Source organism: Stenotrophomonas sp. Steno-C18, from assembly GCF_056393195.1.
The window spans coordinates 159,969-180,449 of sequence record NZ_JBWJOX010000006.1 but is presented as its reverse complement, the minus strand read 5'-3'; the positions used below and the strand labels follow the sequence as shown (position 1 = coordinate 180,449).

The 20,481-nt window shown below is 63.9% G+C and carries 28 protein-coding genes; 13 read left to right on the top strand and 15 right to left on the bottom strand.

Annotated features, from left to right (window positions below):
- Positions 1–42 precede the first annotated feature (42 nt).
- From AC06FE_RS13900 to AC06FE_RS13875, 6 genes are all read right to left on the bottom strand, one after another.
- Positions 43–1,995 carry an alpha/beta fold hydrolase gene (locus tag AC06FE_RS13900; RefSeq protein WP_192286513.1) on the bottom strand — a complete coding sequence of 651 codons (1,953 nt, stop codon included), beginning with the start codon at positions 1,993–1,995 and terminating at the stop codon, positions 43–45.
- Positions 1,992–3,017 carry an Lnb N-terminal periplasmic domain-containing protein gene (locus AC06FE_RS13895; RefSeq protein ID WP_478073364.1) on the bottom strand — a complete coding sequence of 342 codons (1,026 nt, stop codon included), beginning with the start codon at positions 3,015–3,017 and terminating at the stop codon, positions 1,992–1,994. Before AC06FE_RS13895 ends, AC06FE_RS13900 begins: the two co-directional genes overlap by 4 nt.
- A 305-nt stretch (positions 3,018–3,322) precedes the next feature.
- Positions 3,323–3,742 carry a GNAT family N-acetyltransferase gene (locus AC06FE_RS13890; protein WP_478073363.1) on the bottom strand — a complete coding sequence of 140 codons (420 nt, stop codon included), beginning with the start codon at positions 3,740–3,742 and terminating at the stop codon, positions 3,323–3,325.
- A 299-nt stretch (positions 3,743–4,041) separates the two neighbouring features.
- Positions 4,042–4,485 carry a DUF4304 domain-containing protein gene (locus AC06FE_RS13885; RefSeq protein WP_478073362.1) on the bottom strand — a complete coding sequence of 148 codons (444 nt, stop codon included), beginning with the start codon at positions 4,483–4,485 and terminating at the stop codon, positions 4,042–4,044.
- A gap of 87 nt (positions 4,486–4,572) precedes the next feature.
- Entirely contained in the window at positions 4,573–4,992 is a 420-nt protein-coding gene (locus AC06FE_RS13880) for a VOC family protein (protein ID WP_478073361.1), read from the bottom strand.
- 475 nt (positions 4,993–5,467) lie between these two features.
- Positions 5,468–6,082: a hypothetical protein gene (locus tag AC06FE_RS13875; RefSeq protein WP_478073360.1), complete on the bottom strand. Its 615-nt coding sequence runs from the start codon at positions 6,080–6,082 to the stop codon at positions 5,468–5,470.
- Positions 6,083–6,854: 772 nt separating this feature from the next.
- Between AC06FE_RS13875 and AC06FE_RS13870 the strand changes: the two genes are divergently transcribed.
- Positions 6,855–8,045, top strand: a complete 1,191-nt coding sequence (locus tag AC06FE_RS13870; protein ID WP_478073359.1) for a tyrosine-type recombinase/integrase — start codon at positions 6,855–6,857, stop codon at positions 8,043–8,045.
- A 90-nt stretch (positions 8,046–8,135) separates the two neighbouring features.
- Here AC06FE_RS13870 and AC06FE_RS13865 read toward each other — a convergent pair whose 3' ends face one another.
- The 9 genes from AC06FE_RS13865 to AC06FE_RS13825 all read right to left on the bottom strand — a co-directional run bounded on the left by AC06FE_RS13865 (position 8,136) and on the right by AC06FE_RS13825 (position 13,261).
- Positions 8,136–8,447: a HigA family addiction module antitoxin gene (locus tag AC06FE_RS13865; RefSeq protein WP_478073358.1), complete on the bottom strand. Its 312-nt coding sequence runs from the start codon at positions 8,445–8,447 to the stop codon at positions 8,136–8,138.
- Positions 8,448–8,579: 132 nt separating this feature from the next.
- On the bottom strand, positions 8,580–8,858 hold the full coding sequence (locus AC06FE_RS13860) for a type II toxin-antitoxin system RelE/ParE family toxin (protein WP_478073357.1): 279 nt from the start codon (positions 8,856–8,858) through the stop codon (positions 8,580–8,582).
- Positions 8,859–8,918: 60 nt separating this feature from the next.
- Positions 8,919–9,623 (bottom strand): hypothetical protein, encoded by a 705-nt coding sequence (locus tag AC06FE_RS13855; protein ID WP_478073356.1) that lies wholly within the window; start codon positions 9,621–9,623, stop codon positions 8,919–8,921.
- Between the two features lie 85 nt (positions 9,624–9,708).
- Positions 9,709–10,242 (bottom strand): single-stranded DNA-binding protein, encoded by a 534-nt coding sequence (locus AC06FE_RS13850; RefSeq protein ID WP_478073355.1) that lies wholly within the window; start codon positions 10,240–10,242, stop codon positions 9,709–9,711.
- A gap of 16 nt (positions 10,243–10,258) precedes the next feature.
- Positions 10,259–10,531 (bottom strand): hypothetical protein, encoded by a 273-nt coding sequence (locus AC06FE_RS13845; protein ID WP_478073354.1) that lies wholly within the window; start codon positions 10,529–10,531, stop codon positions 10,259–10,261.
- Entirely contained in the window at positions 10,528–10,752 is a 225-nt protein-coding gene (locus AC06FE_RS13840) for a hypothetical protein (protein WP_478073353.1), read from the bottom strand. The genes AC06FE_RS13845 and AC06FE_RS13840 overlap by 4 nt, the downstream gene beginning before the upstream one ends.
- Before the next feature lie 134 nt (positions 10,753–10,886).
- Entirely contained in the window at positions 10,887–11,894 is a 1,008-nt protein-coding gene (locus tag AC06FE_RS13835; RefSeq protein ID WP_478073352.1) for a DEAD/DEAH box helicase family protein, read from the bottom strand.
- Between the two features lie 4 nt (positions 11,895–11,898).
- On the bottom strand, positions 11,899–12,159 hold the full coding sequence (locus AC06FE_RS13830; RefSeq protein WP_478073351.1) for a hypothetical protein: 261 nt from the start codon (positions 12,157–12,159) through the stop codon (positions 11,899–11,901).
- 4 nt (positions 12,160–12,163) lie between these two features.
- Positions 12,164–13,261 (bottom strand): PD-(D/E)XK nuclease-like domain-containing protein, encoded by a 1,098-nt coding sequence (locus AC06FE_RS13825; RefSeq protein ID WP_478073350.1) that lies wholly within the window; start codon positions 13,259–13,261, stop codon positions 12,164–12,166.
- Positions 13,262–13,293: 32 nt separating this feature from the next.
- Here AC06FE_RS13825 and AC06FE_RS13820 point away from each other — a divergent pair, with 32 nt between their 5' ends.
- From AC06FE_RS13820 to AC06FE_RS13765, 12 genes are all read left to right on the top strand, one after another.
- A complete protein-coding gene (locus AC06FE_RS13820; protein WP_478073349.1) occupies positions 13,294–14,769 on the top strand; it encodes a DEAD/DEAH box helicase in 1,476 nt (491 codons plus the stop codon).
- Positions 14,770–14,789: 20 nt separating this feature from the next.
- Positions 14,790–15,005, top strand: coding sequence for a hypothetical protein (locus AC06FE_RS13815; RefSeq protein WP_478073348.1), 216 nt, complete (start codon positions 14,790–14,792; stop codon positions 15,003–15,005).
- The gene (locus AC06FE_RS13810; protein WP_478073347.1) at positions 15,002–15,271 is read left to right on the top strand and encodes a hypothetical protein; all 270 of its coding nucleotides are present in this window, start codon (positions 15,002–15,004) and stop codon (positions 15,269–15,271) included. The genes AC06FE_RS13815 and AC06FE_RS13810 overlap by 4 nt, the downstream gene beginning before the upstream one ends.
- Positions 15,268–15,708 carry a hypothetical protein gene (locus tag AC06FE_RS13805; RefSeq protein WP_478073346.1) on the top strand — a complete coding sequence of 147 codons (441 nt, stop codon included), beginning with the start codon at positions 15,268–15,270 and terminating at the stop codon, positions 15,706–15,708. The genes AC06FE_RS13810 and AC06FE_RS13805 overlap by 4 nt, the downstream gene beginning before the upstream one ends.
- Complete coding sequence (locus AC06FE_RS13800; protein WP_478073345.1) at positions 15,695–16,024, top strand: hypothetical protein; 330 nt, start codon at positions 15,695–15,697, stop codon at positions 16,022–16,024. Before AC06FE_RS13805 ends, AC06FE_RS13800 begins: the two co-directional genes overlap by 14 nt.
- Before the next feature lie 30 nt (positions 16,025–16,054).
- A complete protein-coding gene (locus tag AC06FE_RS13795; RefSeq protein ID WP_478073344.1) occupies positions 16,055–18,394 on the top strand; it encodes a VapE domain-containing protein in 2,340 nt (779 codons plus the stop codon).
- On the top strand, positions 18,394–18,645 hold the full coding sequence (locus AC06FE_RS13790) for a DUF7696 family protein (protein WP_478073343.1): 252 nt from the start codon (positions 18,394–18,396) through the stop codon (positions 18,643–18,645). The genes AC06FE_RS13795 and AC06FE_RS13790 overlap by 1 nt, the downstream gene beginning before the upstream one ends.
- Positions 18,646–18,691: 46 nt before the next feature.
- Positions 18,692–18,817: a hypothetical protein gene (locus AC06FE_RS13785; protein ID WP_478073342.1), complete on the top strand. Its 126-nt coding sequence runs from the start codon at positions 18,692–18,694 to the stop codon at positions 18,815–18,817.
- Between the two features lie 25 nt (positions 18,818–18,842).
- Positions 18,843–19,427: a hypothetical protein gene (locus AC06FE_RS13780; RefSeq protein ID WP_478073341.1), complete on the top strand. Its 585-nt coding sequence runs from the start codon at positions 18,843–18,845 to the stop codon at positions 19,425–19,427.
- Positions 19,424–19,714 carry a hypothetical protein gene (locus AC06FE_RS13775; RefSeq protein WP_478073340.1) on the top strand — a complete coding sequence of 97 codons (291 nt, stop codon included), beginning with the start codon at positions 19,424–19,426 and terminating at the stop codon, positions 19,712–19,714. Before AC06FE_RS13780 ends, AC06FE_RS13775 begins: the two co-directional genes overlap by 4 nt.
- On the top strand, positions 19,711–20,052 hold the full coding sequence (locus AC06FE_RS13770; RefSeq protein WP_478073339.1) for a hypothetical protein: 342 nt from the start codon (positions 19,711–19,713) through the stop codon (positions 20,050–20,052). The genes AC06FE_RS13775 and AC06FE_RS13770 overlap by 4 nt, the downstream gene beginning before the upstream one ends.
- A gap of 199 nt (positions 20,053–20,251) precedes the next feature.
- Positions 20,252–20,467, top strand: coding sequence for a hypothetical protein (locus AC06FE_RS13765; protein WP_478073338.1), 216 nt, complete (start codon positions 20,252–20,254; stop codon positions 20,465–20,467).
- Positions 20,468–20,481: the final 14 nt, after the last annotated feature.

Genomic DNA, 20,481 nt, shown 5'->3' with positions numbered 1-20,481 from the left:
ACCTCGCGGTGGCCTTGTTCGTTGATGCCGGAGATGGCGCTCTCAGTGCTGCACGCCGTCCACCTCGCGCAGGTCCTCGCGCAGGATGCGCCGTACTTCCAGCACCGCCTCCGGGGTTTCCTGCACGCTGTGGCCGGAGATCACCACCTTCTCCGACAGCGCACCGTCCAGGTGCGCGCTCCAGTACGGCACCAGCCCGTCATCGGACTGCGCGGTGGGCACGTCGGCTTTGCGCTGGGCGATGATCGAGTGGTACTTCAGGCCCGGCGCGATCGGCAGGTCCGCCGACTTCTGGATGAAGGGGTCGCTGGCCTTGAGGTTCTCGATGCTGTTGCCGACCTGCGGTTCCTTCGGCTTCTTGCCGGCCTCGCCGGGCTCCTGCAGCTCCAGGAACACTTCGCCGAACTTGCCCAGGATGGTGAACGGCAACCGCACCAGCCGGCCGATCATCCGCCCCAGCCGGTTGCCCGCCGCATCAGTGCCCTTGTGCGGGGACGCGATGAAGATCGCCCGCTCCACGTTCGGCTGCGGGGTGAAGTTCAGCAGCGGCCCGAGCCGGCCCTGCACCCGCGTCAGCCGCTCGCCCTCCAGCTTGAAGCGCTGCACCGCGTCGTTCCACAGCACATCGCCGGAACTGCTGAGCATCAGCCGCGCGATCACCCCGCCCATGCTGTGGCCGATGAACACCATGTCATGCGTGGCCGGCGCGGTGCCGTTGGGGTCGAAGTGCTTCAAGGTCTGGTTGAACGCGTTGCTCACCGTGTACCGGTTCAACGCGATCGGCGCGTTGGTCGGGTAGTACACCGACCACACCTGGTAGTGCCGGCGCATCTCCGGGTCGCCCATGATCTCGTTGGCCAGGTTCACCCAGGCCTCCGGGCTGCTGGCCAACCCGTGCAGCATGAAGATGATGCGGCGGTTCGGGTCGTACGGCTGCATCAGGTAGATATGCGGCTCGCGGATGCCCTCGCCGCGGCCAAACAGCGTGCGCAACGACTCGGTGGCGAACCCCGATTGGGCAAGCCACACGCCGTAGGCGGCGGTGAAGTTCGCCGCCAGCGGCACTTCCTGGCCGCGCAGCATGATGGTGCTGGTGAGGTCGGGCGAGTACGCCTCCAGGCGGATGTCGCGCGTGGCCAGTACTTCCTCCAGCGTGTCACCGCTGAAGTACAGCAGCGTGGTCGCGTTGATCGCCGGCATCTCGCTGAACACCGGCAGGGTCGGCCCGCCCTCGCCTTCCACCGGCACCGCCAGCGGCGCTTTCTCCAGCACCACCACCAGCTCGGCGCCGAAACCGTCGCGACGGTAGGAACTGCGCAGGCCGGCAAAGCTCACCGACGAGGCGGCCACCAGCTGGCTGGGGATGCCGGTCAGGTTGAGCTGGTCGAACTCGCTGCGGATGGTCCAGCGGTCCACCTGCACCGGCTTGGTCAGGTCCTCGCCTTCCAGCGCCCGCGCCTTGCTGCGCTGGAACACCACCGACGAGGCCTGCTCAGTGGCGTAGTTGTAGTAGTCACGCACCTGGGTGAGGCGGTCTTCCAGTGCCCGTTGCGCCGGCGTGCGGCCGCTGAAGAACAGGTACGCATACGAATAGCGCGCCGTTTCCAGCCAGGCGTCCAGTGCCGCGGGCGACAGCTCCGGCGCCTGCCCGGGCTTGGACTTGGGCGTGACCGCCAGAGCCTCCTGCATCCACAGCTCGGCCAGCGTCGAGAGCCGTTGCTCGGTCTGCAGCCCGTCGATGGTCGCCACGGTCTGCCGGCAGGCCGGCAGGTCCTTGCCGCAGGCACTGGCGGTCAGGCCGATCACCGACAGCGCTTCCTGCGACAGCGCGCTGAGCTTGCCGTCGGTCAGGATGTCGCCGCGCTTGAGCGCCACGTGGTCGGTGGCCGTGACCGACTTCATCTTCACCATCGCGCAGCCGCTGGACAGCAGCAGCGCCGCGACCGCCATCACCGGCAGCAGCCGGCGCATCCATGCTTGCGCAGTGGGACTCATGGAACGTTTCCTTGGGGGGAGATGCCGGGTACGCCCTGGCGTATCCGTGCCGAGAAATCGGGGCCATCATCGGACTGACGTGCCCGCTGGGTGATGCGGCCAAGCCGGTGCAGGTGCTCGTAGGGAACACCCGGGGTCAGCCCGCCGACATCCTGCGCATACTCGGCCAGGTAGCCGGAGGCCAACAAGCGGTAATCCAGCGGCAGGCCCGGCACGATGCGGCGCATCAGCTCGAACACCACCGTGGTGCAGTTGCTGGTAAGCGTGTTGTAGAACGCCGGGGCCTGCTCCAGCGCCTGCCCGCGCTCCACGTAGAAACGCAGCAGCTCGCGCATCTTCTCCGGTGTCAGCCCCTGCAACCGGTACAGGTAGACATCCTCGCCGCGCACGTTGCTGCGCAACTGCACAATGTCGCGCTCGTCCGAGGCCACCAGCACCGCCTCGAACTTCCGGAAGAACCCGCCCAGCGCCGAGAACGACTCCCCCTGCTCCTTGCGGATCTCCAGCGAGAACACCAGCTGCCGGCCATCGGCGAAGCCGAAGGACACCAGCGTGTGGGCGATGGCCGGGCCCATCCAGTAGGACAGGATCATGTCCACCGACTGCACCTGCGACAGGTCGTACTCGCGCCGCTCCCAACGCACGTCGTAATCGGTCTTGCTGCGCCACTGGAAGTCGCGCACGTTGTCGATCACCAGCCGGTCGCCCTCGATGCGCGCGTGCAGCGGCTGGGCCACGTCGTCGGCCCAGTCACGGTCCTGCTGCGGGGTGATGGTCGACCACCACGCCAGCATCAGCGCGAACACCCCGCCGAACACCGCCAGCGAATGCCAGCGCCGCCGGGGTGAAAAACCGGCGCGCACCGCCCATACGCTGGGCACGCACCACACCAGGATCGCCACTACCCGCGCCACCACGCTCCCGGGGAACTGGTACCACAGCGCGAAGCCGCCCCAGATACCCACCAACAGGCAACACAGCGCCAACATCGCTCCGCCCACACCACCCAACACGCGGCGCATGCGCTGCTTCCCTTCCTGGACCACACCCACCTCCGCACGACCGTGCACTGGCTATCGGCGGCTACCCACCGCCCTGGAATACCCTGCCCGCCAGGCCAGGGACACCGGCCCCTCGCGGGCGGGCGTAAAGATAGCCTGCTGAATGCGGAAAGCCGAGTGAAACCGCCCAGGGCCCTGCCCGCCGAATGGGAACCGGCGTCCCTGACCCGGAGGCCGGGACGAAACAACGGCCATTCCCCTCGCAGCGCAGCCCGGATAAACCCGGCGCAGCGGGACCGGCAATCCCGCCACGCACCTCGCCCCGGTTAGCGCCGCAGGTACGCCATTCCCACCGACCGCGGGGCGGTGAGGACAAACCCGAACTGCGCATACAGGTCCTGCGCCTGCCCGTCGGCGATCAAACTGACGTAACCGCTGGCCGGCACCTCGGCTTCGATGTACTTCATGATCTCGCCCATGATCCGCTTGCCCAGCCCCTGCCCCTGGTGCGCGGGCAGCACCGCGATATCCACCACCTGGTAGAAACAGCCACCATCACCGATCACCCGGCCCATCCCGATCACCTCATCACCGTGCAGCACCTGCACCGCGAACAAGGTATTGGGCAAGCCGCGCTCGGCCGCCGCATCACTCTTGGCACTCAACCCGGCACCCACCCGAAGCGCGCGGTACGTCTGCACCGAAGGCGTCTGCAGTAGGCAGGAATAGGAAACCGAAGGATTCATTCATTGCACTCGCGATGGGGGAACACGGGGCTGCAAGTAGACGCCGACTGGCGCCTGAAGTCGATGTGACGCCGGTGGGGCGCCAAGCCGAGCGACCAGCACCATTAGCTCGAGGAAACGCAGTGCACCCGGACGCTCGACGTTCCGAGCACGCAGCCAGCAAGTCAGAGTGGACGCCTCGCACCTGCATGCGTCATGGCACCCGTGCGCTGCGCTTATCGGGCTACGCGACCCGCTGACGCCGGCCAAGCGGCTTCAACACCACCGTCCGCCGCAGACCAGCAGGGTGACGCCGCATTTCAGTGGATATTCGGCCCTTGGATCCCGTCCTCCAGCCACGCCTCGATCTGCGGCAACAGCGCCACAACGGAGGCGGCCAACTGGTCGTACCGGCTTTGCTCGCTGCCGAAAGCCTTGAAGTTGAAGCCGCGGAAATCCTTGTGCTGCTCGACATCGATCAAGCGCTTTCTCAACAGCGGGTCCGTCTCGAACACCCTCTTCGGCGCTTCGCCGGACTCCGGATCAACCCAAGCCGCGGGAACGCGGCTGAACTCCAGGATGAAGCTGCCGCCATACGTCCAGTACTGGATCGACAGGAAGTCGCGGTGAGCGTCACTGGCGCGAACGAAGTTTGCCACGCCGCTGCCGCCGAAGCCGAGTTGGCGCAATGCCGGCAGCAGAACTTTCTTGATTGAAATAGCCATCAGTTGGCCGGGGGTTTTCACGCAGTCGTATCCCTTCATGAACCATTGCCGCAATCAGACCCCGGTACAGGCGCCTTTGCCAACATGAACCTGGCTCTGCCCCTGTTCCCGGAAACAAATCGCCCCTCAGCTTCCCGCCGGCCCCTTCAGCTCGATCGTGTTCCCATCCGGGTCGAGGAAGTACAGCGAAAGGCCATCGCCCTCGGCACCGAAATTGACCTCGGCCTTGCCCACCGCCGAGACGCCGTGCTGTTCAAGGTGAGCGACAAGGCGGGCCTCATCGAACGGCTCGATGCGCAGGCACAGATGATCGACATTCCGCCCCTCCTTCCCGGCCGCCGCGCCACCGCGCGACCCCAGCGGGCCGTCCAGGCTCACCAGGTCGATCATCGACGCACCGGCATGCAGATGGACAAGCCCCAGATGCTCGCGCCGCCGGACAACCTCGCAACCGAGCACGGCCCCGTAGAAACCAATACTCCGCTCCAGGTCACTTACCCGGAACACCACGTGATCGATTCGCTGCACGACGAAGGGGTTTGGCATGAAAGACTCCTGTGAGCGACATTCTGCCTTGATCCAGCTCAGCGTGTCGTGGTGGATTCAAGGCACACCATTCTTCCTCAAACACCTGCTGCGGCCAGCCGCAATCCGAAACTATCGGTCCCTACGCGGGCCAAAAAGGATCGGGTGCGCGCTGCGTGGAGCTCCAATGGAGAAACCGGTGAACGCCCCGCACCGTGTGCCCGCCCACACGGTCGGCATCCCGATCTCGATCATTGAGGTGCGCCGCAGCCTGGAGGCAGTCGGCCACTACATCACCATCGACGGTCGCGTGACAGAACAGACTGCGGCCACGCTAATCCCCTGCCCTGTCAGCAGGCCATGGCATTGGCCCCTGGAAGGGGAAGGCCCCGGTATTTCCAGCCCGCAAAAGCGCTCTAGTACTACACAGGGGACGTTCTCGCCCGGATAGATACAGTTAAAGGTCTCCGCTGATTTCTCGACTAGCTAATTCCACCTATTCAATCGTGACTTTGGGGCCGAAGAAGGCATGCGCTCTGTCATAGATCGGACGCACAACCTCACTTAGAAGCTCGGGTTTCATTGGTGAAAGATACATACCAAGCGCCAAGCCCAACTGTACGAACACCATTGCATCTTCCAATTCACCCAACAACTCATTCCAGTCGATCGTCACGTCCCCCCAGCCGGGATTCATGGTGTAGATGGCTAGCACCTCCTTGCCGCCATGGATCAGGCTCGATAGGTCTCCGTACTGGCTTCTGATACTGGACAGCAATTTCACCTCGTCCCATCCAAGTTGCTGGCATGCCTCACTAACGACCTGAGCCAGGGAGATGGATTGCGCCCTGCTCGCCTTACCGGCAGCAGGCGCCCTCTTCGGCATCTCCCCCTTCTCCCGGAATCTCTCCAGTTCTCTTCCATTGGCAGCCTTTGAAAAAAAAGCGGCCCTCATGACGTATTCCATCTGAGTCCGACGCATCGCTACAGCAGGCACCCAGTACTGTTCAGGGTTATTGGCGAGCAGAGAGAACATAGCCCCGGCCGTGTCCATCGACGCCAGGACTAACGGGATCACCACGACTGATCGCTCGTCCTTCTTGATCTCCATATCCCCCAAGAGGTTTCTAGTAGCAATCAGCAATATGTAAGCCGCGTTAGCGCGGGCTCGCAACGTACTGGAGGCACCAGTCATAGTGTGTCCTGTAAAGGGCCGGACAAAGCGCCGGCGAGCTGATGATCGTCAACTTCCCAGAGCGCGCAACATGCAGCATTCGGTCGGCAGCTCCGCTCCCTCGGTAATGCAGTGAACTCAGCGAACAGAAGTAGCCGCCTAGCCGCCCTATGACGCTCTTCTCTACTACTACCGCATGCCCGCGCGCGCCTGACGCCACCGCCCGGGTCGCAGCAAAGGCCAAAGGCGGCATCCAAGGCTGTGATCGATAGCGGCAGGAGTCAGAGCCAGGTTATGGAGGAACTTCGCTCTGGCCTACAGCTTTCGGCGCGAAGTTGATCCGAACGTGGTGAATAAATAGCCGGATGCTCGCGTTGTCTCGATGGCATCAAAACCCAATCATCATCTGAAGGGCTTAGCCGCGCCCGGCACGAACTACATCGGCAACACCCAGCAGAGCACTGGCTCCGATCTATCGTGGATCCCGGGCAACAAAAAAGCCGGCACTGGGCCGGCTTCTTCTATTCGCTTGGTGGGCGGTACAGGGATCGAACCTGTGACCCTTGCCGTGTGAAGGACATGATAAAGCCCTGACGGTGTACAATACTGACACGCAAGCCATTGTTTTCATTGGCATTTGTCAAATACTGTTCAATACTGTCCAATCCCGTGTGTACACAGAAAGTACACGTTTTCCGGCAGGAGCCACATGTCCAGAACTTCGATAGATAAAGCCCGGGTCCGGGCCTCCCTCGCGCCTCGCCAAGCCCCGTACTGGGGCGGCCCCATCGCCCCGGGCCTCACGCTCGGCCTGCGGAGAACGACCGGCGATTCGCCGGGGTCATGGGTCGCCCGCGCCGCCGCCCCCGACGGCTCCGATAAGCGGTACATCGTTAAGAGCCTGGGCAACGTCGACGCCGCAAACGACTACGAGACAGCCCGCGCCGCAGCGGTGGCATGGCAGCGCCAGCTCGCGGCCGGCGTCGACCAGTCGGGCACAGTCGACACGGTCCGCGACCTCTGCGCCGACTATGTCTCTCACCTACGCAGGAATAAGCGCGCCACTGCTGCAGACGACGCGGCCCGGCGGTTTGAGCGAATCGTGGATTCCGACAAGCTTGGCGCGGTGCAGCTGCGCCAGCTGAAACAGCGGCACCTGGAGCAATGGCGCGAGCGCATGGAGTCCGGGAACATGAAGCCGCTGCCGGCGAAGCGCGGCCGGCCGCCGACGGTCAAGCCGATGACCCCGAGTGCGTTTAAACGCAATTTGACCGCGCTGAAAGCCGCGCTGAATTACGGCGTGCTGAGACGGTACATGCCGGCGGACCTGGCGATCGAGTGGGATTCGATCAAGCCCGAGAAGGGGGCGGACGGCAAGCGCGACCTGTACCTGGAGCGTGACCAGCGCCGCGCGCTGCTGGAAGCTGCGACCCCCGCCCTGCGCGACCTGATCGAATGCGTTGCCCTGACGGGCTGCCGGCCCGGCGATCCGGTCGCTATGACCAGGCGCGACTTCGACCAGCGCACGGGCTCAGTCACGTTCAGGACAAAGGACCATCTGCGCACGATCGAGGTGTCGCCAGCGGCGGGCGCACTGTTCACCCGCCTGGCGGCCGACAAAGCGCCAGACGATGCCATCTTCACCAACGGCGGCAAGGACTGGACCCCGGCGGATTGGTCAGACGGCGTTCGGGCTGCAGCAGAATCCGCCGGCCTGCCGGCCGGGGTGTGCATGTACACGCTGCGGCACTGCTGGATCACGGACGCGATCGTCGGAGGCATGGACCCGCTGACCGTGGCCCGCCTTGTCGGGACGTCGCTGGAGATGATCCAAAAGCACTACGGCCACCTGGTGAACAGCGCGGCCCGAGACAAGCTGGCGACGCTGGATTTCATCTAGGCGACCAGTTGCCCCAATTAAAAAACCCCGCCGATTGGCGGGGTTTTTGTCATCCATGACTGCGCTCACAAAAGGGGGATAGCTTTCCGATCAGGCCGCCCTTGGGCGAATGTGTGCGATCGAATCAGCCAACTCGCGGCTGGTGGTTTCAAGGTCGTAGGCGGTCTGTAGGTTGAGCCACAGCTGAGCGGTGGTGCCAAAGTAGCGCCCAAGGCGCAGGGCTGTATCGGCAGTGACACCCCGGCGGCCGGCAATGATGTCGGACACGCGGGCGGGGGTGACTTCAATGGCGGTTGCCAGTGCTCGGGCTGACATGCCCAGCGGAGAAAGGAAGTCCTCGGCCAGGATCTCACCTGGGTGGACGGGGGGCAGCATGTTGGTTGCGGTGTGGGTATTTTTCATCGGTTCAGGCATTGCTGCAGGGGTCATCCCTGCAGCACCTCCTCTCATCATCATCAGGTTTATGGAGTGCAGCTTACGCAGCAGCTTCGCATCGGATTGCGCCGGACCTCACCCCGGCGCACCCCGCTTCAATCAGTGGTAATCGGTGACTTCTACGTCCTGTGCATCACCGTTTTCCCACCTGAAACAAATTCGATACTGGTCGTTGACTCTGATGCTGTATTGCCCCTTCCGGTTCCCGACCAATGCTTCCAGCCTGTTACCGGGTGGGGCCCTAAGGTCCCCGAGTTCTACAGCAGCGTTCAGGTACGCAAGTCGACGTTGAATCTGTCTCTCAACTTGGGCCCACTTCCTGACTCTGAGCCCTCTAGCAATGTCCTCTGTATCTTTGTCCGCGAACGATTTAATCATCTGCACCTCCTATGTGAGCGCAGGTGTATCGTATACCGGTACACGATACATTGCAACCCCTTATGCGCCGTCCACGCACATCGCCCCATGCGCGGGGCAATGAGGCGGACCAACCTCATCGACCCATTTCGACGTCACCCGGACTGTGTACCCGCATTCACCGCAGCTTGCCTTGTGCAGCCTGGTCGTTTGCTTCTTCGGCCGAGAGCTCGGCCGGTCCTCGCCGCTCTCCCCCTCCCCGCCGTCGCTGCCCGCGTCCGGCACAACAACCCCGCCGCCCTTGCGCTTGGCGACGGTGCCGCCACCCATGCGCCAGCGCATCGCCGCGTGCGGCAGCGGGCCAACCTGCGGCAGCAGGGATTCGAACCACGCCAACAGCTTGCCGGTCGGCGGCGCCGCGTTCGTCAGCGGGCGCGGGAACCCGAGCGCAAGCGCAACACGGGCAAACTCGCCCTTGTGCCCGTGTTCCAGGCCAACGGCGGCATGCACCAGTTCGTGCGCCAGGACGAAGGCGACGGCCAGAGGGTCGGCCTGATCCGGGCGGATGAAGATTTCGAAGGTTCCGTCGGCGGACGCCCTGGCGTCCCAGCATTCGCCGATTGCCGACGAGTTCATGCCAGATGACGGGAAGCCGACGGCGATGCGGAACGCCGGGAGCGGCGCGCCCAGCTCGGCATAAGCGGGGGCCATCAATGCCGCCAGGTTGTTCAACCACGTTTCGCGGTTGCTGGCCGGAGAATCCTGGGGAATGGGGTTGGCACTCAAAGCATCACCTACGTTTAAACGGATTGAGGTGATTATAGGTGTTGTAAGGTGTCGCCAGCAAGAACCCCGCCGAAGCGGGGTTCCGTTACACGTTTTTCACGCGGTCGTGCGCCGCAGAATCAAAAGGGATGTCGTCGTCGGCAAAGTCATCCATTGGTGGGGCCGCCTGCTGGGCCGGCGCCGGTCGTTGCTGCTGGCGCTGGCCGCCGCCATAGCCCCCGCCCTGGTCACGACTGCCGTAGCCGGCGCCCTGCTGCTGGCGCTGCGGCCTGTCCCCGCCCTCGCCACGGCCGCCGAGCATCTGCATTTCGCTGGCGACGATGTCGGTGGTGTACTTCTCCACACCGTCCTGCCCGGTGTATTTGTCGTAACGCAGCTCGCCTTCCACGTAGACCTGCGAGCCCTTCCGCAGATACTCGCCAGCGATCTCGCCGAGCTTGCCGAAGAACACCACGCGGTGCCATTCGGTGCGTTCCTGGTTGTTGCCATCGCGGTCCTTTCGGACGCTGGTCGTTGCAAGGCTCACCCGGGTGATTGCCATGCCGGCCTGTGTGTACTTCGTGTCCGGGTCGTTGCCGAGGTTGCCGATCAGAACGACTTTGTTAACTCCGCGCGCCATGTGTGGCGGCCTCCTTCTAGAACGTGGTTGGCTGGTGATGGGCGCGCTCCAGGAACATCAGCGCCATTTGCATGTGGGATTTCGCCATATCAAGCCATTTTTGAGGCTCTGCGAGCGTAATCTGTTCCTGTTCGTCGATTTTCCCCGACGCTATGGCGTCGCCGATCTGCAGGTCAATGTTGATCTGCATGGACTGGCATAGCTCGCTGGCGCGCTCCCTGATTTCGCCCATGGACTGTTTAAACGTTTGGGTGTCCATCTGCATTTCCGTCGTTCCCTTGTCGGTCAAGCGTGGTTGTTCCTGGTGTAGTGGTCGTGACGTTCCGCGCAGCGCGGACCGCAGAACAAGCGTACTTGATCCTGTTCGAAGTCCTCGCCGCATTCGGGGTTGAGGCAGTAGCCGAGCGGAGCGGTGCGCGGGGTACTGCCGGCTCGCTGAGCGTGAGATTTCAGCGAGATGGCGATATTGAAGTCTGCTTGTGCCTGGGCGGCGTCGATGATGTCTGTCATGTGAAGGTCAGTCCTTTGTAGCAGCTTGAAACGCGCGCGCAAGTTGGAAAAAGCGATTCCCGTCCATTGCTGCTGCGCGCAGTCCTAAGTGGACCGCGCGCAGTCAAATGCGACCGCGCGCGGTGGCAATCGCGTCAGCCGTTGCCGATTTCGGCATTGAGGTCGGCCAGAGCCGCGCCGCCCGGCTGCGCCGCGCGCGCATCCTCATCAAAGGCCGCTGCAGACGCCTTCAGGGTTTCGTGCGTGCCGTCTGCAGTCAGGGCGTCGCGCGCGCGCTGCGGGGTCTGCGTCCAGGCCTTGCGGTAGGCGTCGGTCCCCTTTGCCGCGATCATGCGCAGGGTGTTACGCGCGCGCTCGACTTCCGGGTCAAGGGGCTTGGCGCCATCAACCCAAGCGCGCAGCTGGCGGCCATGCTCGGCCGTCAAGTACCCGGCGTGGTGACCGGCTTCACCGAAGATCGCGTCGGTTCCGGACGCCTTGACGATCTCGCGCGACTTGCCGCCGTCCCACATCATCATGGAGACGGTCATCTCAAACATGAAGTTCTTCTCGCAGACGGGCAGGATGCCCAGCGGGACGACTTCGGTTTTCCCGTTAACGCGCTCGATCTTCACTTTCTCGCGCGCGCGAATGCAGGCGATGATATGGGGGTCACAGGTCAGCAGAGTGTTCATGAACAGCCTGTGCCCGGACTCCCCGCCCTTTGCGGTCTTCCAGTCCTTCATGCCCCGCACGGCGCCGCGCTCTGCGATTTCTTCGCAGCCTCCAATGCCCTCCCATTCGTGGGAAACCGAATCGATCACCAGCACCTCGACACCTGCGGCGGCAAACTGCTGGATCGCATCGGAATATCGCTTGGGGCTGAACGGCGCTTCCATATCCCCCACGAGGAACGGAGTCACCTGCGCTACGGGGATGCCGAGCTGCTTCGCCGCCAGTTCGTAGGTGCTGCGGTCGGCATACAGGCGCCCACGGCGATTCTCGGTGCACAGCAGCCCAATTTTGCTGCCGTCGCCGCCGGTCAAGCCGTAAGCGAGCAGCAAGGCCGTAAGGGTCTTGCCGCTACCGCTGATGCCGGAGATTCCAACGACGAGGCGGGCGCCAGCGCGCTGGGCGGTTTGGATAGATACGACTTGCTGCATGTCTTTATGCCTTGAAGATTTCAGTACGGGCGGTGTAAGCGTTTACGGTGCTGCGGACCTGGTCCCGCAACTCACCGATCAGCTGCGCGCGGATGCCGGAAGCGATCGTCGCCACTTGCTCGGCCGTCGTCGTGACGGCGCCAGCGGACAGTTCGACAATGCTGTCGGCGCGTGACTTTGCTTGCTTGTCGGCAATCTCTCCGATGACGGCAAGCGCGCGGGTAATTTCAGGCTCAATCGCGGTGGCAATTTCGTTGACGGACATGCAGTTATTCCTGGCTTGTGAATGCCCAGGCGGGCAATGAAAGCGGTTCAATGCGCGCGCTGTACCCCGGCCAGACATTGCTGGCGTAGCATTCGGCGAGGACGGCAATATCGTTGCGCGCGACCGTCTCACCGAGCGCGACCGCATCCGGGTCCAACCGGTAGACCGCGACACCTTGAGACACGCCATCAACGACGCAGGCATCGGTTTCGACCACGACGAAAACGAACTCGCGCGGCGGCGAAAAGTCTGCGAACTGGACGGGATCGGCTGCCATCGCGGCAGCAAGGGCGCGGCGTGCGCCGGCTAGATACAGCGGGTGCTGGACGTGATAGCGCCAGTTGATGACCGAGCGCGCGAACTCGCGCGGTGATGCGCCGCCCGGGGAGGTCGATTTCAGGTCGACGATGATTCCGTCGTGCCGCCAGTAGTCGGGGCGGCAGCGCAGCAGCAGTTCGCCCTTGTCCTCGCCCGTCACGGGATTGACAACCCGCTCCAACCAGTAGCAGGACAGCTCAGCTTCGCCGCTGCCGGACAGAAGCCGCATCGCGGAGGGGTGCGCCCGCACGGCGGCCAGCATGTTCAATAGCCGCTCCCACTCGGGCGCCTCAATGATGACCTTGCCCTTGTTTGCCGCGTCGTACTCGGCGCGCTCGTCGGTCAGCAGCGGCATCCCGGGCAGATGTTCGCGGGCAAGGGCTTCCAGGCCATCCTTCTTTGTTGCGGCCTTGAACGCGACACCGGCTTCGGTCAGGGCGGTCTTCAATTGGTCGATCGTCGCCAAAGCATTCGGCGAGGCAACGAACGGCAGCGCGTAGGTCCGGGCGACGAGTTCCGGTTCAAGAACCATCGCGTGAATGCTGGTTCCGGTCATCTGCGACTTCGTCGCGCTGCGCTTGCGCTGCCCTGTCTTCACGGCCCGCAGCAGGGCGGGGGATTTGCTCAGGATGTCCAGTGACGATTTCGAATCGCCCGGACCCCCGTGATATGCCTCGTTTTCGAGGTTGCGATAAACGCCGGGTTGCATTCGTGTCGGCCTTGAAAGGTGATGAAAGGTATTGCGGGGCGCATTGTGATCCGGCATCATGCGCCACGTCAACACCTTTCATCACCTTTCAAGGCTCCGCGCTGTTCATGCTACTGAACCCGTCAAGTCCACTGCAGCAGGCCGTCGCGCTGGTACTGCGCGACTACCAGCAGGACGTCGTCGACCGGGTCAGCGCGGCCATGCGCTCGCACAAGCGGGTTCTAGTGGTACTGCCCACCGGCGGCGGAAAGACGGCAATTGCCACATACATGGGCACCCGCAGCGTATCGCGCGGGAAGCGGGTCTATTTCAACTGCCACCGCTCTGAGCTGATCGAACAGACGTCGCGGACCTGGTTGAAGTTCGGCCTGGCGCACGGGTTCATTGCGGCGGGCCGTCCGAAGTCTGTGCAGTTCATGGCAGCCGTGTGCAGCATCGACACGCTGAAAAACCGCCTGATGTCGACACCCGAACCGGATGTCGTCATTTGGGACGAATGCCACCACCTTGGCGCTGCAGGCTGGCAGGCGATTATGGAAGCCTGGCCGAATGCTTGGCACATCGGACTGACTGCAACGCCCTGGCGCCTCGACGGCGCCGGCTTGGGGCGCCAGTTCGAAGTCATGATTGAGGGACCGACGTCGGCGTGGCTGATGGAACACGGCCACCTGTCTGAGTTCGAAATCTTCGCCCCGAATCCGCCAGATATGAGCGGCGCGAGGACCGACAAGGAAGGCGAGTACAGCAAGCGCGAGGCATCCAAGCGCATGGACATGCCGAAGCGCACGGGCCGAATTGTTGAGCATTGGCGCCGGTACGCCGACGGCATGCGCACAATCGCGTTTGCCGTGAACCGCGCCGACAGCATGATGATTGTCGACCGGTTCAATGCTGCCGGCATCCCCGCTGCGCACCTAGACGGCGACACCGAGGACGGCGAGCGCCGCGAAACCATCCGCAAGTTCGCGGCCGGCGAAATCCTGGTCCTGTCGAACGTGGCCCTATTCGGCGAAGGATTCGATCTCTCCGCAATCGCACAGACGGAAGTCACGATTGACTGTCTGATCGACGCGGCGCCCACGAAGTCGCTGTCCGCAGTGCTGCAGCGATGGGGTCGCGTGCTACGCCCGAAGCCGTACCCCGCAGTGATCCTTGACCACGCAGGGAACTCAAACGTGCACGGGTTCCCCGACGACGAACGCGAATGGAGCCTGGCCGACCGCGAACGCTCGGGCAAAGGCGGCGCAGGCGCGGGCGGCCCTCCCCCGCCCTACAACTGCAAGTGCTTCCGCCAGATCAAACGCCCCCTGCCGGTGTACTGCCCCCACTGCGGGGTGCTGATCGAAACCGAGGCCGCGACCCCCGTCAAGGAGGGCGACGAAGAACTGCAGCGCGTCACCGCCGCCGCAGAGAAGCGCGCAGCGCGCGAACAGCGGAAATCCGAAGAAAACGCCGCAAAAACGCTGCCTGCGCTGATCGCGCTGGCACATCGTCGCGGCTACCCAAACCCGACCGCCTGGGCAATGCGGAAGTTCCAGGCATCAGCCTGGCGCAGAGAGATCGCTGCGCGCGCCGCAGCATGAAACGAGGACAGAAGCACGCTATGAACGACACCGCAACCCCCATGACCCCGGCGCAGTTCGCCGAACGCCTGGATGCACTGGCCGCCGAGTACATGGCCGGGGCGTCGACGTGCGGCACGGAACGGCAGGCGAAGCTGCGCAGTCTCCGCGCGACCTGGTGCGCCGTGCTTTCCCACGCACACCACCGCGTTACGCAGGCCAATCGTGCTGCCTCCACTGCGGCGGGCAACGCATGAGGATCATGCACGCGCCTACGCCGCAAGACGGCGACACCCGCATCGTCTCACGCTTCCTGTTCAAACCGCTGCGTCTCGGCAACGAAACCCGGTGGCTTGAAACGGCGATGATCCGACAGAAGTGCGATGCAGACATTGATGAACTGCGGGCGTATCTGGAGTACGTGCGCATCTACAGCAAGTCGGGCGGCGACCTTCGTCACCAGCGGCCCCGCGGCCAATGGCGCGACGTCGCGTTCGTGGACAGCCTGGAGGCCACCAAGTGAGCGGCCGCACCACTAAGCCGAAGCGCGAACACGGCATCCAGAACGAAATCCGCAATGCGCTCTGTGATGTCGGCATGTTCTTCCGCGTCAACGTCGGCACCGCCTGGGCAGGCAACGACATCTCGAAACTGGCCGACGGTTCCATCCTGATCCGCGACCCGCGCCCGTTCTCGTCCGGGTTGCCGACTGGCTTCCACGACCTGTTCGGCGCAGTTCCCGTGACGATCACGCCTGAAATGGTCGGCCAGACGTTCGCCATGTTCACCACGATTGAATGCAAGTCGGCAACGGGCAAGAAGCGCGAACAGCAGATCGCACTGGCCGGCGCTGTCGAGCGCATTGGCGGACGCACGGGGTTCGCGCGCTGTGTCGACGATGCCCTGAACATCGCGCGCGGCGACCTGGCATCGCAGGGGGTGAGCCATGCGCGCCGGTGAGTTCTCGCGGCGAATGGCCCGCATCAACATCCCGCGCCCTGCCGGCCCCCGGCGCGGCAAGTCGTTCCAGCGCAAGGCCGCGCGGGCGCTTGTGAAGCGGGCCAACGCGGCAATGATCGCACCGCGTGGCCACATCGTTGGCTATCGGATGCCAGGCGGCGGCGTCGCATGCCTGAAACAGCGGTTCCGGTCGGATGAGGCCGCGCAGGCAGAGCTGCGGCGGATTCAGGTGCATGCAACCCACGCTCACATCCCAGTTCGCGCCTATGAGTGCGATTGGTGCGGCGGCTGGCATCTCACCAGTCGCCCGCAGTGACCTGACCGCAACACGGATAAAGGCAACACCGTGACAAATACGCAGTACGCAGAGCAGGAAGTAATCACCCAGTTCATCGACGCCATGCGCGCGGCCGGCATCACGCCGGACGCGCGGGGGCGCGACGCCATCAATGGCGAAGGCAAGCTGGTCCGATTCCACATCGACGGCGACAGCAAGGGAACCCGGAACGGGTGGGCCGTTCTGTTCTGCGATAACATCCCGGCGGGCACGTTTGGCAGCTGGAAAACCGGCTACGAGCAGGATTGGTGCGCGCAGTCGCAGACCACGTTGACGCCGGACGAGCTGCGCGCAATTCAAGAGCGCATGGATGCAGCGCGCGCCGAGCGTGAGCGGCAGCAGCGCGAGCGCGAGGGCGAGGCCGCGCGCCAGGCGAACATGCTGTGGAACGCCGCCGCGCTCGCCGATGATTCGCATCCGTACCTGCAGCGAAAAGGTGTGCCCGCACATGGGCTGCGCGTTTGTTCATGGCCGATCTACAGCGACGAAGGCCAGGTAATCCGCGCGATCGATAACACCCTGCTGATTCCGATCATCAACAAGGCAGGGAAGATCGTTTCGTTGCAGGGCATCTTCCCGCGCGTTGAGCCGTCCTTCGGGCGGGACAAGACGTTCCTAGCCGGAGGCAAGAAGCAAGGGTGCTTCTACGTCATCGGCCGCCCATCGCCCGGCAAGCCGATCGCGCTGGCCGAAGGCTATGCCACTGCCGCGAGCATTCACATTGCAACCGGATGGTGCGTTGTCGTCTGCTGGGATGCCTACAACGTGCCGCACGTCGCCAAGGTCTGGCGCGAATCCGTGCCGGATGCGACTTTCGTCATCTGCGCCGACAACGACCAATGGACGAAAACGCCCGTCGACAACCCGGGCGTGACTTACGCGCAGCGCGCTGCGGCAGACATCCGCGCGCGCGTGGTGTGGCCGGTGTTCGCCGAGCTTCACGGGCCGGACGATCGTCCGACCGACTTCAACGATCTGCATATGCGCGAGGGCGTGGAAGTCCTGCAGCAGCAGGCCATGCCCCCTCCCCCATCCGTTCCAGCGGTGCCGGAAGACAACGTGCCGGGCATCGCAGTATCGCCCGGCGAATACTTCGTCCCAGGCAATCTGTCGGCATTTGACACCTTCACCCCATTTCCTGATTTCAGCGGCAAGGGTAAGCCCCTGCCTACCGCCAGGAATCTCGCCGAGCTGTGCCGCCGCACCGGCGTGGTCGTCCGTTACAACGTCATCAAGAAGGAACTGGAAATCCTGGTGCCCGGGTTGCAGACGACCGTCGACAACGCGAAGGAAGTCGCAGCGGGTGAGTTGCTGGATTGCCTGCATCGCGTCGGCATGGCGACCGGCAGCTTTGAAACCAACCTGTGCCAGATCGCGGAAGCGAACCAGTACAACCCCGTCGCGACATGGATTGGTTCGAAGCCATGGGACGGCGAATCCCGCCTGCAGTCGTTCTTCGACACGGTGCAGGAGGCCGAGCCAAAACGCATGGCTGACGGCCGCATCTTGAAGGAAGTCCTGATGCGCAAGTGGCTGATCTCGGCCGTGGCGGCTGCGTTTGAGCCCGACGGCGTTGTCGCACGCGGCGTACTCACGTTCGTTTCGAAGCAGAACCTGGGCAAGACGCGATGGGCCAAGCAGCTGGCTCCGCCCGACCTGCAGCTTATCGCCGACGGCATCGTGCTGAACCCGTCGGACAAGGACAGCGTCAAGCAGGTGATTTCGAAGTGGATCGTAGAGCTTGGCGAAGTCGATGCGACGTTCCGCAAGGCCGACATCGCTGCCCTAAAGGCATTCATCTCGCGCAGCCACGACGAGATCCGCCGCCCATACGCGCGCACAGAGTCCCGCTATGCACGGCGCACTGTCATGTTCGCCAGCGTCAACGATGAACGGTTCCTTCGCGATGCAACGGGTAACACGCGCTGGTGGACCATCCATGCAATCGCCATGGGTGAGCCAGCCAAAATCGACATGCAGCAGGTGTGGGCCGAAGTGTTCACGATCTACAAGGGCGGCGAAACCTGGCACCTCTCGCCGGACGAGCTGGAAGCCCTGAACGAGAAGAACACCGAGCACGAAGAAATCTCGAACGTGGCTGAAATGATCGACCGGAACTTCAACTGGTCGACCCCCGCGAGCGAGTGGACGAATCAGTACCGCGCGACCGAAATCGCCATCGCGGCCGTCGGCGACAAGGCCGGGAAGCGCGAAGCGAACGAGGCGGCGGCATACGTGGTCAAGCGCCACGGCGTGACCACCGCGGTTGTCGGGAAAGCCAGGTCGAAGGTGTGGATGATGCCCCCGCGCACGCGCACCGTGATGGAGCAATCGGCGGGGCCGTACTGATGCCGATCACATTCGACGGCCGAGAGGTCGACAGCTACAGCGAGGCGTGGCGCGCTGAATGCGAGGCGCGTCACCTGCTGCGTTTAAACGGATATTGGATTCCCGACGGGCGCGGCGGACAGGTGAAGGTGAGCGCGAAGCGCCATCGTAACGAGTACCTGGACCGCGTCGAAGCCAAGCGCGGCCGAGCCGCCCGCGAGGAACTGCAGGAGTACGGACGACGCATGTGGTTTCATCGACCCGAAAGGTGATGAAAGGTGTTGACTAGAGCGACATAGGGGCGGATGATGCGCCCTCATGAAGACCAACCACACCAACACCCCCAGCACGGCACAGCGCAATGCGCTGCTGTTCGGCTGGGGGTTCGTCATTACCACCGCGCTGTTCGTTCTGCCGGAACGCATCGCGCAGCTGTGCCTGTAATCAACCTCGAAAGGGAATCGACCGAATGAGCAGAAATTGCATTTTCAACGTCGGCGACATCGTGCGCCGGATCAACTACGACAACAGCATTGCCGCGAAGATCGGTCAGATCGCAACGGTTGTCGGCATGTACAACGAATGCCCACTGGTGGAGTACGACGGCAGCCACAAGGACGGTCGCGCTGGTGAGCTGTGGTTTTCGGCCAACGCCGAACTGGTGAAACGCGGTTGCGACATCTTCGTAACTGGTGCCCGTGTGCAGCTGATTTCAGTTGCGCAGGTTGGTCGTGATGGCGGCCTGTCCGTTGGCGACGTCGGCGTCGTGGTCGGCTACAGCGGGGACTGCTACCAGTGCCGCTTCGACAAGACGGGCGGCCGCACCTGGACTGTACTCCCCAAGCGCCTCATCCCCGAGCAGGCAAAGCCCGCCCTGCCCTGCCCGCTGCAGGCTTATCGGGATGCCGTGGCAGCGAACAACCAGGCCACCGAAGAAGTCAATTCGGCGCGTGATGCGCTGGGTGTCGCCAAGCGCAAGAGCGACGAAGCGGCGCAGGCTCTGGAAGCTGCGCGCACTGCCGCGCTGGCCCACATCGAAGGGGGCGCGGCATGAGCCGCGCTTTCCGGGTTGGGGATCGGGTGCGGTTCACGCACACCGACTACAGGATTACCACCGGCTTGCAGGTCGGCGACACCGGCCGCATTGCCCAGAAGTTCGGCCCTCGCATGTTCGGTGTGGTGCCGGACAAGGGTCCGCTCTCCATAGAGACGGATTGGTTTGCGTTCCGGCCTGATGAGTTGGAACTGATCGCCCCCGCGCCAGCCCGCTTGGCGGTCGCGACCAAACTGTCGCGCCTCCTGCGCCGCGCATGGAATCGCATCAAGGCGGTGGCCGCGTGAGCCGCCGCCCCTTCCAGATCGGCGACCGCGTGCGCGTGGTCGAACGCGACGCGGGCGAACACCGCTACAGCAACGGGCACGAAGGCATCATCGTCAAGCGCGACCATGACGGCGACCTGTTTGTGCAGTTTGCGCACATCGAAGACCCCGTCCTGGTGTTCCTCTCGGAAGTCGTGCACGCAGAAGCTGTCGCGCGCATCCGTGCGGGCATCCTGTTCCGCTTGGCGTCCGGCTGGATTGGCGCGCACTGGTCGAAGTACAACCGCCGTCTGTGCGTGAACCCGCTGCCGTTCGTAACCGTGTGGATCACCCTGCCGGGTGGGAAGGTGCCGGCGTGAGCGCGGCAAGCTGGGTTCTGCTGGGGCTGTTGGTCGGGGCGGCCTGCGGCCTCTGGCTGAGTCGCGCTGAACGTGCGCGGTTGCTCCGCGCGCTTGACCAGGGCGCACGGCTGGCGCTGGATGCAGCGTATTCCCAGCCCCATGTCACGACCGCGCTGCGGCGCCGAGTGCAGGACTTCGCGGCGCGGTGGCGCCAAGCATGACCCGAGCGGCGAGCGTCCACGACTTCGAAGGCGAGCGGCTTACCGTTCGCCAGATTGCCGAGCGTGTTCCCGTGCTTTCCGAACGCACGATCCGCGATCACCTGGCCGCCGGCCGCCGCACCCGCGCCGCAATGCTGTCCTTCGACCCCCTTGCTGCCGCATCTCGCGGCGGCCGTATCACCCAGCGCGCGCTGCGCTCGCGCTCTCCCTGAGACGTCCATGAATC